At 42.1% G+C, this 14,435-nt stretch carries 13 protein-coding genes and 2 pseudogenes; 12 read left to right on the top strand and 3 right to left on the bottom strand.

Annotated elements, in window-relative coordinates; all coding sequences use genetic code 11:
• The first annotated feature begins 91 nt into the window (after nucleotides 1-91).
• The 6 genes from FD724_RS36600 (at nucleotide 92) to FD724_RS36575 (ending at nucleotide 5,741) form a co-directional block, all read left to right on the top strand.
• A complete protein-coding gene (locus FD724_RS36600; RefSeq protein ID WP_094352059.1) occupies nucleotides 92-763 on the top strand; it encodes an ISAs1 family transposase in 672 nt (223 codons plus the stop codon).
• Nucleotides 764-1,128: 365 nt separating this feature from the next.
• A complete protein-coding gene (locus tag FD724_RS36595) occupies nucleotides 1,129-1,623 on the top strand; it encodes a DUF2231 domain-containing protein (protein WP_179076551.1) in 495 nt (164 codons plus the stop codon).
• Nucleotides 1,620-2,225 carry a DUF2231 domain-containing protein gene (locus tag FD724_RS36590; RefSeq protein ID WP_179076550.1) on the top strand — a complete coding sequence of 202 codons (606 nt, stop codon included), beginning with the start codon at nucleotides 1,620-1,622 and terminating at the stop codon, nucleotides 2,223-2,225. The genes FD724_RS36595 and FD724_RS36590 overlap by 4 nt, the downstream gene beginning before the upstream one ends.
• Nucleotides 2,226-2,322: 97 nt before the next feature.
• On the top strand, nucleotides 2,323-3,285 hold the full coding sequence (locus FD724_RS36585) for a cytochrome c oxidase subunit II (RefSeq protein WP_179076716.1): 963 nt from the start codon (nucleotides 2,323-2,325) through the stop codon (nucleotides 3,283-3,285).
• A gap of 71 nt (nucleotides 3,286-3,356) precedes the next feature.
• Nucleotides 3,357-5,003, top strand: a complete 1,647-nt coding sequence (gene ctaD, locus FD724_RS36580) for a cytochrome c oxidase subunit I (protein WP_179076549.1) — start codon at nucleotides 3,357-3,359, stop codon at nucleotides 5,001-5,003.
• A gap of 135 nt (nucleotides 5,004-5,138) precedes the next feature.
• Complete coding sequence (locus FD724_RS36575) at nucleotides 5,139-5,741, top strand: heme-copper oxidase subunit III (RefSeq protein WP_179076548.1); 603 nt, start codon at nucleotides 5,139-5,141, stop codon at nucleotides 5,739-5,741.
• Nucleotides 5,742-5,814: 73 nt separating this feature from the next.
• Here the strand turns inward: FD724_RS36575 and FD724_RS36570 are convergent.
• Nucleotides 5,815-6,006, bottom strand: a pseudogene (locus FD724_RS36570) (type II toxin-antitoxin system VapC family toxin); the annotation flags it as partial.
• Nucleotides 6,007-6,061: 55 nt separating this feature from the next.
• Nucleotides 6,062-7,168, bottom strand: a complete 1,107-nt coding sequence (locus FD724_RS36565) for a hypothetical protein (protein WP_179076547.1) — start codon at nucleotides 7,166-7,168, stop codon at nucleotides 6,062-6,064.
• 310 nt (nucleotides 7,169-7,478) lie between these two features.
• Here FD724_RS36565 and FD724_RS36560 point away from each other — a divergent pair, with 310 nt between their 5' ends.
• The 3 genes from FD724_RS36560 to FD724_RS36550 all read left to right on the top strand — a co-directional run bounded on the left by FD724_RS36560 (nucleotide 7,479) and on the right by FD724_RS36550 (nucleotide 10,223).
• The gene (locus FD724_RS36560) at nucleotides 7,479-8,363 is read left to right on the top strand and encodes a substrate-binding domain-containing protein (protein ID WP_179076546.1); all 885 of its coding nucleotides are present in this window, start codon (nucleotides 7,479-7,481) and stop codon (nucleotides 8,361-8,363) included.
• 82 nt (nucleotides 8,364-8,445) lie between these two features.
• On the top strand, nucleotides 8,446-9,144 hold the full coding sequence (locus FD724_RS36555; RefSeq protein ID WP_179076545.1) for an ABC transporter permease: 699 nt from the start codon (nucleotides 8,446-8,448) through the stop codon (nucleotides 9,142-9,144).
• Nucleotides 9,141-10,223, top strand: a complete 1,083-nt coding sequence (locus FD724_RS36550; protein WP_179076544.1) for an energy-coupling factor ABC transporter ATP-binding protein — start codon at nucleotides 9,141-9,143, stop codon at nucleotides 10,221-10,223. Before FD724_RS36555 ends, FD724_RS36550 begins: the two co-directional genes overlap by 4 nt.
• 151 nt (nucleotides 10,224-10,374) lie before the next feature.
• Here FD724_RS36550 and FD724_RS36545 read toward each other — a convergent pair whose 3' ends face one another.
• Nucleotides 10,375-10,998, bottom strand: coding sequence for a TetR/AcrR family transcriptional regulator (locus tag FD724_RS36545; RefSeq protein ID WP_179076543.1), 624 nt, complete (start codon nucleotides 10,996-10,998; stop codon nucleotides 10,375-10,377).
• Between the two features lie 864 nt (nucleotides 10,999-11,862).
• Between FD724_RS36545 and vnfD the strand changes: the two are divergent.
• From vnfD to FD724_RS36535, 3 genes and pseudogenes are all read left to right on the top strand, one after another.
• Nucleotides 11,863-13,242, top strand: a pseudogene (gene vnfD / locus FD724_RS36540) (nitrogenase vanadium-iron protein, alpha chain); the annotation flags it as partial.
• Entirely contained in the window at nucleotides 13,216-13,926 is a 711-nt protein-coding gene (gene vnfG / locus FD724_RS42245; RefSeq protein WP_256874766.1) for a V-containing nitrogenase subunit delta, read from the top strand. The pseudogene vnfD and the gene vnfG, both read left to right, overlap by 27 nt.
• Nucleotides 13,927-14,066: 140 nt before the next feature.
• A complete protein-coding gene (locus tag FD724_RS36535) occupies nucleotides 14,067-14,345 on the top strand; it encodes a hypothetical protein (protein ID WP_179076541.1) in 279 nt (92 codons plus the stop codon).
• The last annotated feature ends 90 nt before the right edge of the window (nucleotides 14,346-14,435 follow it).

Below are 14,435 nucleotides of genomic sequence, written 5' to 3'. Positions count from 1 at the left end.
TATATATGGAGAATAAAAAGTACAAAATTCTTCAAAAAAATAAAGTACACTCCAAAACTAGCAATTCTCTTTATGAGCTTAGGGCATAATAATGTCCAAAGCCTATTTAGTCATTGAAGAGGACAAGGAACAGGGAGCAGGCAGGGCTGTTTCATTCCCTAAAACAGGTAAAATTGCAAGTGTTGAGGGGATAAGAATCATGGGTGCTTGTCTGATTGAACATCTGCGGCAAGTAGAAGACTTCAGAACAAGTGATGGTCGAAGACATCCACTGTGGTTGGTGTTGCTGTTTGTAATAATGGGCACTATGAGTGGATATGTTGGGTATCGTGCATGGGGAGATTTTGTCAAACGGCATCGTCGAGCGTTAATCAAAACGTTTGAAATACAAAAACACGGTGTTCCCTCATACTCAACTATCAGGCGCATAGCGATGGGAGTCGATTTTGATAAACTGGTGACAAAATTTAATCACTGGGCGCAAAACTACGTTGAAATAGAAGAATCTGAGTGGTGTCGTATCGACGGTAAAAGCATTAAGGAAACAGTCCAAGACTACGAAAAATCATGTCAGAATTTTGTCAGTATCGTAACAGTGTTTGCGAGTAAAAGAGGACTAGTAGTCAATATGGAAGAGATCCAAAACAAGGAAGAGAGGGAAATCGTAGTAGTGCAAAATTTAATTGCGGCTTTGGAGCTAAAAAATGCTGTATTTAGCTTTGATTCTTTGCACTGCCAAAAAAACTTGCCAGTTAATCCATAGACTGTGGAAATAATTACGTGATTGCGGTCAAAGACAATCAGCCAAGGATGATTCCAAAATACGTAAGGGTAATGCCGCTCGCAATTTCTCCATCATTGTTTGACTTCACAGATGGAAAGTAGTAACTCGTTCGTCAGCATTTACCAACGAGTTAAACCTTTTTCGATAACTTGCTATTCTATATTCATTCCAGTGAGCTTTTGCCTATCAGAATCAAGCTACTCTGTGAAAGAATTCTCCTCATCAGAATTGCTGTTGTTATTTAGAAGGATTTTAAGTGCAATCTAAGTTGTTGTAGAAATCAAAAAAGTGTGAAGTATTGATTATTAAGCACTAAACACTAACTAACATATCAGTAGAATACCATGCTTGAGAATCTTCTGAATAACCATAATTTACCGTATCCTGATACGATACATCCCATCATTGTCCATTTTGTGATTGCAATGGTGTTGTTTGCCTTCGTGTGTGATGTGATTGGATACTTTACTAGCAACTACCGTCTTTTTGAGGTGAGTTGGTGGAATATGTTTTTCGCTACAATCTCCATCTTCATCGCCGTTATTTTTGGTCAATTTGAAGCAGGTTTAGCACAACCTTATAACGCAGTTCAACCAGTACTTAATTTACATACGCTCCTTGGCTGGTCACTTGCAGGAATTCTGGCAGCTATTACAGCTTGGCGTTACGTGATTCATTGCCGGACTCCAGAAAAGATATCAGTTTATTACCTAGCAGCAAGTCTACTTTTGACTGTTTTGGTAGGCGTACAAGTGTATTTCGGAGATGAATTGGTTTGGGTATATGGGTTGCACACTGTACCAGTTGTTGAAGCTATAAAGGAGGGCTTACTACAATGAACCCTGAAGTTATTGAGCAATTAAAGACTCAGATGGGAGCAAATGGGTTGCCCTACACTATACCCATTCACCCAAATTTAGTTCATCTCACTATAGGTTTGTTCATCCTTGGCATTATCTTTGATTTGATTGGTGTATTCTTCCCTCTACAACAACCAATCTTCAAGTTTTTAGCAGTTCCTGCCACTCGTTCTAGCTTCTTTGATGCTGGCTGGTACAATATGCTAGGTTCAGCACTCATCACAATTTTTACGGTAGCAGCAGGTTTTTACGAAATCATGTTGGCAGAACCACTCACTGGGGTAAAGAGTGCCTGGGGATTGAAAGCGATGGAAACAATGCTTTGGCATGGAGTGGGTGGTGTTTTTCTACTAGCGCTGATTCTTGGGATGGCTATTTGGAGAGGATTTCAGCGTTATATTTGGCGTCAAGATGACAGTCAACAAGTGCAGTGGACTTATTTAGTTTCTGGACTGTTCATCATGTTTATCATGTTTATCCACGGTACGCTAGGGGCGCATTTAGCTGCTGAGTTTGGAGTTCACAATACTGCTGATATATTGTTGCGGTTGGGCAAAGACCCCAACTTACTGCTGAAGTAATCGATGTTAGTTACTTGTCCTACCCTGCGGGAAGCCGCTAAGGCGTCTATGTCATTTGTCCCTTGTAAATAACCAATGACCAATGACTTTTATGGCTATGAAAATCCGAAATATTTTGATCTTGAGTGCGATCGCGATCGCTTTAACTGCTGTTAGTCTTTTGATAGGGGAGTGGACGTATTCCTGGATGCCTCCTCAAGCCGCAGCAGAATCGCAGCTTGTCGATAAGTTGTTTAGTTTCTTAATCACGCTGGGAGCATTTATCTTCCTTGGAGTCACGGGAACACTCATCTACTCAGCAATTTTCCATCGAGCAGAGAAGTATGATACCAGCGATGGCCCTCCAATTGAAGGAAATATCACACTAGAAATTGTCTGGACTGCAATTCCTGTATTGCTAGTGTTTTGGATTGCCACTTACAGCTACCAAATCTACGAACAAATGGGGATTCAAGGCCCAATGGAAGCTATGCATCTGCATATTCCAATAGGAATGCAATCGGCATCTGCTGCACCAATTAACGGAGATGCAGGGATAGTTTCCGCCTCACCGACTTCCTCAACTGTATCAACTGATGCTACATCAAATGTAATCCCATTTGAAGACATTGAAGTTAATGCCAAACAGTGGGCTTGGGTTTTCCGCTATCCAAAAACAGGAATCACCAGCACCGAACTACATTTACCCGTTAATCATCGCATCCGTCTAGCTATGCAATCAGAGGATGTTCTCCACGGCTTTTATATTCCTGCTTTCCGAGTCAAGCAAGACATTATTCCCAACCGCAACATTGACTTTGAATTCACCCCTATCCGCATTGGTAAATATGAATTGACCGATTCCGAATTTAGTGGTACTTACTTTGCAACCATGCGGGCAAATGTTGTTGTCGAGTCCCCTGAAGATTACAAGAAGTGGCTGCACCAAGCAGCAAATCGTAAACCATGTACTGCAAATAATCAAGCAGCTTCCGAATATGCCCAAGAATCAAAAGAATTAATCAAAGGCTGGGTTACGGTAGCACCCGCACAAGCCCCTGTAGTTAATTACAGCAATTAGTCGTAGAGACGCGATTAATCGCGTCTGTTTTGGACAAGTGACAAATGACAAAAAACAAAGCATAAAAGACAATGACAAATATTTCCGTTGAAGACATTGGTGACGCACCTCAACAGGAACCGAGAGCAGACTGGAAGCAATACTTTAGCTTTAGCACAGACCACAAAGTTATCGGTATTCAGTATATTTTTACCGCTTTCATTCTCTTTTTAGTTGGTGGCATATTTGCAATGATCATTCGTGGGGAATTGATTACCCCAGAATCAGACCTAGTTGACCGTAGTGTTTATAATGCAATGTTCACCATGCACGGTACTGTGATGCTATTTGGATGGACATTCCCCATACTTACAGGTTTTGCTAATTATCTTGTACCTCTGATGATTGGGGCGCGAGATATGGCGTTTCCCAGACTCAATGCTGTTGCCTTCTGGATGATACCGATCGCTGCTATCCTACTGATGGCCAGTTTCTTTGTACCCGGTGGGCCAGCGCAAGCAGGTTGGTGGTCATACCCTCCCGTCAGCTTGCAAAACCCTACAGGAAACTTAATCAATGGTCAAGTAATCTGGCTTCTAGCAGTGGCAATATCAGGTGTTTCCTCAATTATGGGGGCGATTAACTTTGTCACCACGGTTGTGAAGATGCGCGCACCTGGGATGACATTCTTCCGTATGCCCATCTTTGTTTGGAACGTATTTAGCGCCCAGATTATCCAACTGTTTGGACTACCTGTATTAACAGCAGGTGCAGTCATGCTTTTACTCGACTTAACAGTTGGAACTAGCTTTTTTGACCCCGCCAAGGGAGGCGACCCAGTTCTATTTCAGCACTTTTTCTGGTTCTACTCTCACCCTGCTGTTTACGTAATCATTCTGCCAGTCTTTGGAGTCTTTTCAGAGATATTCCCTGTTTTTGCTCGTAAACCTCTGTTTGGCTATAAGATTGTCGCTATTTCATCACTCCTGATTGCTGGAGTTAGCGGTATAGTCTGGGTACACCATCTGTACGTCAGTGGTACTCCAGGCTGGATGCGGCTGTTTTTCATGCTCACAACCATGTTCGTTTCTGTCCCCACTGGCATTAAAGTGTTTGCCTGGACTGCAACGATTTGGGGTGGCAAGCTACGATTTGATACACCAATGCTGTTTGCGTTTGGTGCATTAATATTATTTGTATTTGCAGGTATTACTGGCATTACCCTTTCCTCTGTTCCCATTGATGTCCATGTCAACAACACTTACTATGTGGTGGGTCACTTCCACTATGTTCTATATGGCACGGTAACAATGGGGATGTTTGCTGCTATTTACTTCTGGTTCCCCAAGATGACTGGACGTATGTATTACGAAGGCTTGGGCAAGTTGCACTTCTGGCTGGCGTTCATTGGCACTAACCTCAACTTCTTCCCAATGCACCCACTAGGATTACAGGGAATGTTGCGTCGAGTTTCTTCTTATGCGCCAGAGTATGAATTTTGGAATATTATCGCCAGTATCGGCGGATTTTTGCTAGGTGTGTCTACCTTACCCTTCATTCTGAATATGATTGGTTCTTGGATACATGGCGAACAAGCACCGAAGAATCCTTGGCGAGCAATTGGACTGGAGTGGTTAGTTTCTTCACCACCTCCTGTCGAGAACTTTGAGGAAATTCCAGTTGTTATAAGTGAACCCTACGGCTATGGGAAATCTGAACCATTGGTAGCCGAGCATTAGCTGAATGAAAGAATTAACCTCACGTAGAGACGCAGAGGTTTTGAGGTGAGGTATTACGCGATCGCAAACTACTACTTTACTCTCTTTTCTTGCTCTGTACATTTGCGTGAGATAAATATATAGGAGTTTCAAGCAATGGACAGTTCCATTATTTCAGAAGAATCAGATCATCTCTCACACGAGCATACCCATGATGAAGAAGGCAGCAAGATGTTCGGCTTCATTGTCTTCCTGCTGTCAGAGACTTTCATTTTCCTCGGTTTTTTTACAGCATATATTGTCTATAAAACAGCAAATCCTGACTGGCTACCAGCTGGCGTTTCTGGACTGGAAGTCAGAGATCCGGCAATTAATACGGTAATTCTTGTTTCTAGTAGCTTTGTCATCTACTTAGCAGAACGCGCCCTTGCACGCCACGACTTGATAACATTTCGTCAGTTTCTAATGCTTTCGATCGCAATGGGAAGTTACTTTTTAGTCGGACAAGCGATCGAATGGAGCCATCTTTCTTTTGGCTTTACCACAGGTGTTTTTGGTGGGATGTTCTACTTACTAACAGGTTTCCACGGTTTGCACGTTCTCACTGGCATTTTGTTGCAGATACTTGTTTTTGGTCGCTCTTTCATTCCTGGTAACTACGACACAGGTCATTTTGGTGTAAGTGCCACTTCTATTTTCTGGCACTTTGTTGATGTCATCTGGATTGTTTTGTTTGTCCTGATTTATGTCTGGCAATGACACTCTGTGGTCTAAGCTTTTGTGTGGAAAATAGCTATTAGGACTGTATAACGGCTGAGTTAGCCCGCCTATTTTACAGCGTCCAATCCTCCATTACTAAACCTGGAACCTTGTTGAAGTCACTAAAGTTTCGGGTCAACAATACTAAATTACGAGATATAGCGATCGCTGCTATTCTTAAATCCATCGTGGACACACGAACCCGTTGCGATCGCAGTTTATCAAAGAGTGCGATCGCTCCAGCATCAAATGGTAAAATAAGAGCCATTAGCGAATTGTTAGCCTGGTTTTCCTTGAAGCAACTTACTAAAGACCAAAAATTAAGGAAGATTACCTGTGGCAGCAACTTGAATAAGATTGAACCATTTATCATCTCCTTGTCGCCAGAGACCATAACAATCCTGGTTCTCGGCATCAAGACCTTTATGTCTCATCCAATGATTATCATCTCTAGCTCTCAGCATCACTGCTTTTGCAGCAATGATTGAACCGTCCTGAATACCAGATTGGAGAGATTCGATCTGTGCGATTAGACTGTCGATCTGGGCAGCTTTACTTTGGTATTCATTCCTCGCTTGATCAAGTCTTCTAATAGCTTCATCAAATGCCTGTTGTGCTGTCATTGTCTCGTTAAACTCCTTCCATAAATCATAAAGTTGACCGTACTTAATCCACTTCTTGGTAAAAATCTCTTGAAAAGCTGGTGAACCTCTACCCAAGCACGTTACTCTAAACGATTGCAATTGAAGTCCAGCATAAACCTCAGTTATCTCCTTAACGGTTGTAGAAGGATCTTCTAACCGTTTCAATTGGTTACATTCAAAAAGGTTGAAAACATCTGTGTGAGTGAGGCGTGGACCTGGAGTCCAAGGCACTCCAACCTGCTGACGACAGGGATCAAAGGGATTAGGAATAGCTAGGTCAATACGTTTACCTATCTCATCTTTGAAATCCTGTACAGTTCCCTGAAAAAAATCAAAAACCTTGTCGAGTATTTGATTAATGTCGTTGATCAGCTTCGTCTCTAAATCTGATATTGCAGTAACAATAGGATCAACAAGATTTTTCTTGATATCAGCTAAAGCAGTTGAGATGTTCCTAAAAACTTTATCAATCGTTTGATCTATCCTATCTGCCAGTTTGGATAGTTCAGTAAATACTTGTTTCACAACTTGCTGAAATTCAGCACTTACTTTGTCAATTGCGTTGTCAAGCGCAAAACTTATTCTGTCAATAACTTTCAAGAAAGAGTCATCAAGAATAATTTGAATAGCTGCATCTATGTCTACACCTACACTAACGCCCAGCTTGGGTTTAAGACTAGTAACTTTATCAACAAAGTATTCTTTTACTTTCTGCACTCCTCCTTTTGCTTTGTTCCAGTCAGATTTGACTTCATCACCAAGCTTATCGATCCAGGTTGCCATGTCTGCTCTCTTTTAAATAACCATGAGGAAACTTAACTTTCAAGTTTTTTACAGTATCAAAAATACTACGGAACTTCTCCTCTGGTTCACCCAATTTGTCATAAATATATAAAAAGTTCCTCTCAAGTAACGCCACACTGGGTACAAAACTCAGATGTCAGTATATTGTCAAGAATCCTTCTCATCATGCCAATTGTCTGGAAAACAACATAAATGGTTGATTTCCTACTCAATCTTGCTTATACTTCCCAATGTAAGCTTTACTTGCCATAGTAAAGAATATTGGCACACAGATTGGTAGGAGAGTGCAATGATCAATCATCGGGCTGTGCGCGATGGGTGTTTGGTAGGTTTCCTGGCGATTCTTTGCATCGGCTTTGGTAGTAATCTAGTCAAGCAAGAGTCAACTCTTGGACAGTCCCCAGCAAAGAAAGATGTGATCGTGGCGATGACAACGAGTATTGAGGATAGCGGGCTGCTAGATGATTTAGTTCCGGCGATTGAAAAGAAAACAGGATATAAACTCAAAAAAGTTGCAGTCGGCACGGGACAAGCTTTGGCTATGGCTGAAAAAGGTGAGGTTGACGCGCTATTCGTCAATTCACCTAAAGCCGAACGCAAAGTTTTGTCAGATGGTGCGGTAATTAATCGCCACTTGGTAATGCACAATGACTTTGTGATTGTCGGCCCAGATACTGACAAGGCAAAGATCCGAGGTAAAAAGAATGCTGTAGAGGCATTCTCCCTGATTGCCAAAAATCAAGCATTATTTGTATCGCGGGGTGATGACTCAGGTACTAACAAACTAGAAAAAGATTTATGGCAACAGGCAAATATCACACCATCTGGCACTTGGTATCAGCAAACAGGTTCAGGAATGGCGCAAACTTTGCAAGTCGCTAACCAAAAACTAGGATATACCTTAGCAGATCGAGCGACATACATATTTCAGAAGAAAAACCTGTCTTTACCTGTACTGGTGCAGGGAGACAAGAAACTGTTAAATCTCTACCATGTCATGGAAGGAAATTCTCAGAAATTCCCCAGAGTGAATAGTGCAGGAGCTAAAGCGTTTATTAATTTTGTCTTATCTCCTGAAGGACAAACACTGATTGCAGCCCACGGGAAAAAAGAGTTCGGACAACCGCTATTTTATGTTGATGCCGGTAAAACGGAGAAAGATTACGGCTTTTAAAGAAACTTGAGCATCAGATCGTTAAGGGTTGCTTTACTGCATATTTGAGTATTATTTTCCAATTTTTAAGAGATTTGTATTTGTGAATACAATCATCGAAGGAGCTTTCAAAGCTTTTGAGCTATTAAGCAGTGGCGATAGTGACGTTTTCCAAGTCATGACGATGACATTGTTCGTATCTGGAACAGCTACAGCCATTAGCGTTTTACTGGGACTACCATTAGGACTGTGGCTAGCATTAGTAGATTTCGTCGGCAAGCAGACTCTGACTAGTTTAATTAACTTCGGTATGGGATTGCCACCTGTCGTAGTCGGTTTATTCGTCAGTCTGTTTTTGTGGCGATCTGGGCCGTTAGGAAATTTTGATTTGATGTACACGCCCACAGCGATGATCGTAGCCGAAGCCATCATTGCTTTTCCAATTGTCGCTGGCTTCAGTTTTGCGGCAATTATCAGTATTAATCCGAAACTACGCTGGCGACTGTTATCAATGGGGGCGACACAGTGGCAAGTCAACTGGTTGCTAATCAAGGAAGCACGGTTAGGGTTAATGGCTGCAATCATGGCTGGTTTTGGTCGCGTCATCTCGGAAGTTGGTGCATCCATGATGGTGGGCGGCAATATCAAGGGGCAGACTAGAGTCTTGACTACAGCGATCGTCTTGGAAGTAGGGAAAGGAAATTACGATGTGGCGATGGCGATCGCATACATTCTCCTGATCATCACATACACCGTTATCGTGTTGCTGACTATCTTACAGCATGACAAGAAAATCCTATGAGTACTAACGAATATGTCCTGAATATGCGGCAGGTTAGCGTCGATAGCAAAACACGTAAAAATATCCTGTCAATTGAAAATTTTACAGTCCGTCCAGGAGAATTGGTCGCTGTGCTTGGCCCCAATGGCGCTGGTAAAAGCACTTTGTTAAGAACAATCAATCTCTTGCAACCTTACCGTGGTGAGATGCAATTATTTGGCCAGGATGTCCGCAATACCAATAAAACATTGTTGCGTCGTCGTTCGGCTTTGGTATTTCAAGAAACCTTACTACTGGATGACACTGTTTTTAATAATGTTGCCAAGGTATTAAAGTTTCGCGGAACACCAACACACAAGATTAAGCAAACGGTACATACAGCACTTGCAACTTTTGGCTGTGAACACCTGGCAAATCAGTCAGCTCGTTCTCTGTCCGGTGGTGAAGCAAAGCGGGTTTGTATTGCCTGCGGTTTAGTTGCTGATTCCGAATTGCTGCTTTTGGATGAGCCTTCTGCCTCTTTAGATGTGGGAATACGTCCCCAGATGATCGACAAAATTAGACAATGGGCGCAAGCGAGGGGATCGGCAGTCATATTAGTCAGTCATAATTTTACAGATATACTGCATTTTGCTGATCGCGCGATCGCTTTATTTGACGGCTGTATTATCCAGGATGATAACTTGGAAACTATCATCCGCCGACCAGCTAACGAGCAGCTTGCCAGACTGGTAGGGATAGATAATATTATTCCGTGCCATGTAGAACGGAGTAGCCGTGGAAATTTTATCAAACTTGCAAACGGGATAGAGTTTTTATATCCTGGGGAAATCACAAAACCAATTACTACATGTTGTTTATCTGGCGATACTTTCAATCTTTACGATGCAAGTTCTTCAATGCGACACAAACTGTGTTCGGTAATTATTGAAGGACTAGTAGAACGGGTTTTAAATGGTATTGGAATTTGTAGTATTTGGGTTAAAGTGAGAGAACAAACTTTAATCGCCAGGGTGCCTCGGAATCATATATTTGGCAATGTATATGCCCATGAAATGATTAAGCTGGCATTCAATCCTAAAGATGCACATTTTGTTTAGAATAATAGACGGTTTTATACTAGAAATAGCGGGATAAATAAGAATTTAGTCAGTCCAATTAGCAAAATACTCTAAAATTTTACACGCCGCAGTATTTATCTTATTAAAACCATCATCCGGTGCAAGCATTTCTTCGGGTTTATGAATATACTCAGCACTCTAACTGGGCAGTCAAAGCTGTTTCGGTAACACCGGATTTTGATGCAGTCTGGATTAGTGTTGCCGCGACTTTTTTCGCCTGTGAAGCGGTTGACCAACTTCCTTCCATCATCGCAACCACGATCGCACCTTGCACGAGGAGAAGCAGTTGCCTGGCTAACTGTTCGGGTGATGAAACTTCTGCGGCTTGAGCTAGGCTCTTGATGTAGTGGTAGATAGATTGTTGATGCTCTAATGCCACTCTATGTCCAGGGTGGTCAGCATTGGCTAGTTCCACTGAAGCGTTAATGAATGCACAACCTCGAAAATCTGGGCCCTCAAACCATTCCCGTAGGGCATCGAATATTGCCAATAGTTGTTGGGATGGGTTAGAAGCTCGTTGCTCAATCGTGGTTTTGAGCCATTCACACCATTGTTCATCCTGTTGTCGCAGCCATGCTTCAATTAATGCATCCTTTGACTTGAAATGATTGTAGAGTGACATTTTAGCAACGCCAGATTCCGCAACAATTCTGTCAATACCGACATTGCGAATTCCCTCTCGATAAAACAAGCCTGATGCTGTACTTAGGATGCGATCGCGAACAGATTTACGGGTTGTTTTCGGTTTAGTCATTTTAAACACCAGGTTATTTAATTAATCTGGAAGTTCAATTAAGTTTGTTTTACCCAATTGGTTAAATAGCAAATAATATTATTTATCGATTGCTTATTCTATTTTTTCATTCGCCAAAGCTTCGATTATTTCTGAGGATTTAAGAAAAAACCATCTGTAAATAATAAAAGGTTTATCCCAAAAGTGATTGATGAACTGCAAGCAGACCAAAGTCCCCCCGAACTTCAGAACTGCTACCGATCAAGTACTTCCACAATCCTCCAGAAACTTGTGGAGCAAGACCATCAGTTCATCAAACAATTGGTTAACTTATGGGATTTGGCTTCATCACTACAGCGCAAGTGCTTGGAGATCCTTTGTGCGTGAAGTGGTTTAGATTCCCTATAAATAAAGAATATCATACATCTGGCCAATTTACTTGCGCTGAGGAATTAATTTACAAAGAGTATTCGTGGTTACAATTAGTCATCATATCGAGAGCCTCAAAGCCGATAATTGCGTTATTCTGTTGTTGAAAGTTGAGAAAATATCGTCGATTTATCTTTGGTGACATATCTATAGTCAGAACAGAAATTAAATCATTTATCTCTTCACTTCCAGTTAGAATAGTCTGTCTACTCTCTTAACTAAAAGTCTTCTATATAGAATGATTCGGATTAATTGAAATCTATACAGAACTGTCTATTCTAAACTGGAATCCTGGCTATTTTGCAATATTAATTCAGCTAATTGTTATCAGTTTTACTATTATTATTTCCCCAGGTTGATAAGATTTTGAAATCAAGGAACTCGAACAAGTTTCTGACAAAAATAAAGATATAGAAGAAGGATTCTTCTTCTCAATTGCAACTGGAGCAATCAACCATGCCAATGAAGTTGTTTAAGTGCGACGAAACTATCCCCGAACGGGAGAAGCACATATATATTAAAGAGAAAGGAGAAGATACAACCCAGTTTCTCCCTAGCGCCCACGTCGAAACCATTCCCGGCTCATTATCTGAGCGCGGATGCAGCTATTGTGGTGCAAAGCTAGTAATTGGTGGTGTTCTCAAAGACACTATCCAGTTGATACATGGGCCTGTGGGCTGTGCTTATGATACATGGCACACCAAACGCTATCCCAGCGACAATGGCAACTTCCAACTCAAATATGTCTGGTCATCGGACATGAAGGAACAGCACGTTGTCTTCGGTGGTGAAAAGCTGCTGAAAAAAGCGATGTTGGAAGCCTTTGCCGAATTTCCTGACATCAAGCGGATGATGGTGTACACCACCTGCTCTACTGCTTTGATTGGTGATGATATCAAGCCTGTAGTCAAAGAAGTAGAAAAAGAACTCGGTGATGTCGATATCTTCACTGTGGAGTGTCCGGGTTTTGCTGGGGTGAGTCAATCCAAAGGACACCACGTGTTCAACATGGGGTGGATGACGGACAAGGTAGGAACTTATGAGCCAGAAATTACCAGCCCATACACGATTAATGTGATTGGTGACTACAACATTCAAGGGGATACCTTTGTCCTTGAAAAGTATATGGAAAAAATGGGTGTGCAAATTATTGCCCATTTTACCGGGAATGGTACTTATGACTCATTACGTGGAATGCACAGAGCGCAGTTGAATGTAACTAACTGTGCCCGTTCTGCTGGATATATTGCCAATGAGTTGAAGAAAAAATACGGCATTCCCCGTATCGATGTCGATACTTGGGGCTTTGACTATGCTAAGGAAGGGTTACGCAAAATCGGTGCTTTCTTTGGGATTGAGGATAGAGCCGAAGCTGTGATTGCTGAAGAAGTCGCTAAATATGAATCGAAGTTAGCTTGGTATAAGGAGCGCTTAACTGGGAAAAAGGTCTGTATTTGGACTGGAGGCCCGCGTTTGTGGCACTGGACGAAAGCGCTGGAAGACGATTTGGGAATGAAAGTGGTGGCGATGTCGTCCAAGTTTGGACACCAAGAGGATTTTGAAAAGGTAATTGCCAGAGGTGAAGAAGGGACTATCTATATTGATGATGGCAATGAACTTGAGTTCTTTGAAGTGCTGGAGATGGTCAAGCCTGATTTGGTGTTGACTGGCCCGAGGGTGGGTGCTTTGGTGAAGAAGTTGCATTTGCCTTATGTGAATGGTCATGGCTACCACAATGGCCCTTATATGGGTTTTGAAGGTGCGGTGAATATGGCAAGGGATATGTACAATGCCATTTACTCCCCTTTGATGAAGTTGGCTAAGAATGACATCCGTGCAGGGCAAAATCTGCCAAGTACCAATGGTAATGGCAACGGTAAAGCAACCAAAGAGTTATCTGAGCAAGTCGTTTCTTTAGTTCAACAGCAAGTTAAGGAAGCCACTTCACAGGTTCAACCACAAGCTAAGGAAGTTGCGCCACAGGTTCAACCACAAGCTAAGGCAACTGCACCACAGGTTCAACCGCAAGCTAAAGAAGTTACGCCACAGGTTCAACCACAAGCTAAGGCAACTGCGCCACAGGTTCAACAACAAGTTAAGGAAGCCACTTCACAGGTTCAACCACAAGCTAAGGAAGTTGCACCACAAGTTCAAGTGCAAGCTAAGGAAATCGCATCATACATTCAAGAGCGAGCTGCGGAAGTCACAAAATTAATTCAAGAACGGTGTTTGTGGCAGTTTCACTCTCGTGCATGGGATCGGGAAGAAAACATCAATGGTGTTCTCAATATGACCGCCCAAATCTTGACTGGAGAAAAGGTAGTTCTGGAAACCTTGATTGACAGGGGTTTTTATGCAGATGCGAAGATCCTTTCGGCTGACCTGGAAATTAGGTTTTCATGGTTAAATAGCATGGAGAACTCGCAAAAGAAGGCAGTACTGGAAGCTGTTAAGGCAATGCTGGTCGATATTGTAATAACCAAGTCGAAGAATGGTGAATTACATTATTCGCTTTATTAAAGCAATTGGATCGGTAATTCAACCAAACTAGGACTTACGCAAAGGTAAGGAAAACAAACCACAGAGGATGTAGAGGCCACGGGGGAAGAGAGTTTGAGAGAGTTTTTGCGTAAGTTCTACAAACAAACGGCGTTGTTGAATTGGAGCATGAATTAGAGTCAAGTCATCCTGTTAGTGTTTGTGCAGAAATTTTCTTACAGAGTAGAGACTTGCAGAGTAGAGAGCGATGCCTACGGCAAGCTAACGCTAACGCTGCGACGGGCTACACCAAAAGCATTGCTAAGAAACGTAGTGTCCGCATAGTGTCTGACTACAGAAGCATCTCATCTAGCTTTCAAGATTTTCACGAAATTCAATTCTACTTTTCTTCTGTAATCGATGCTATGAGTAGCTTGCTTCTTGGTTGGATGCAGCTTTAGCTCGCCACAGACATCGCTCCACTTTCTTAAGCTCAAAAAGACAACTCATATCTTCGTTCAGCAACGCCAAACAAAATCACGCAATTTTTT

It is taken from the genome of Nostoc sp. C057 (assembly GCF_013393925.1).
GTDB lineage: Bacteria > Cyanobacteriota > Cyanobacteriia > Cyanobacteriales > Nostocaceae > Nostoc > Nostoc muscorum_A.
The sequence above is the reverse complement of the archived record's forward strand: the minus strand, read 5'-3'. Positions and strand labels throughout refer to the sequence as shown.

Excerpts from the sequence above, each read along its gene's own strand:
- FD724_RS36595 (WP_179076551.1), top strand. The coding sequence starts at position 1,129 with ATGCTTGAGAATCTTCTGAATAACCATAATTTACCGTATCCTGATACG.
- vnfG (WP_256874766.1), top strand. The coding sequence starts at position 13,216 with ATGAAGTTGGCTAAGAATGACATCCGTGCAGGGCAAAATCTGCCAAGT.
- FD724_RS36600 (WP_094352059.1), top strand. The coding sequence starts at position 92 with ATGTCCAAAGCCTATTTAGTCATTGAAGAGGACAAGGAACAGGGAGCA.
- FD724_RS36545 (WP_179076543.1), bottom strand. The coding sequence starts at position 10,998 with ATGACTAAACCGAAAACAACCCGTAAATCTGTTCGCGATCGCATCCTA.
- FD724_RS36575 (WP_179076548.1), top strand. The coding sequence starts at position 5,139 with ATGGACAGTTCCATTATTTCAGAAGAATCAGATCATCTCTCACACGAG.
- FD724_RS36560 (WP_179076546.1), top strand. The coding sequence starts at position 7,479 with ATGATCAATCATCGGGCTGTGCGCGATGGGTGTTTGGTAGGTTTCCTG.
- ctaD (WP_179076549.1), top strand. The coding sequence starts at position 3,357 with ATGACAAATATTTCCGTTGAAGACATTGGTGACGCACCTCAACAGGAA.
- FD724_RS36585 (WP_179076716.1), top strand. The coding sequence starts at position 2,323 with ATGAAAATCCGAAATATTTTGATCTTGAGTGCGATCGCGATCGCTTTA.
- FD724_RS36550 (WP_179076544.1), top strand. The coding sequence starts at position 9,141 with ATGAGTACTAACGAATATGTCCTGAATATGCGGCAGGTTAGCGTCGAT.
- FD724_RS36565 (WP_179076547.1), bottom strand. The coding sequence starts at position 7,168 with ATGGCAACCTGGATCGATAAGCTTGGTGATGAAGTCAAATCTGACTGG.
- FD724_RS36590 (WP_179076550.1), top strand. The coding sequence starts at position 1,620 with ATGAACCCTGAAGTTATTGAGCAATTAAAGACTCAGATGGGAGCAAAT.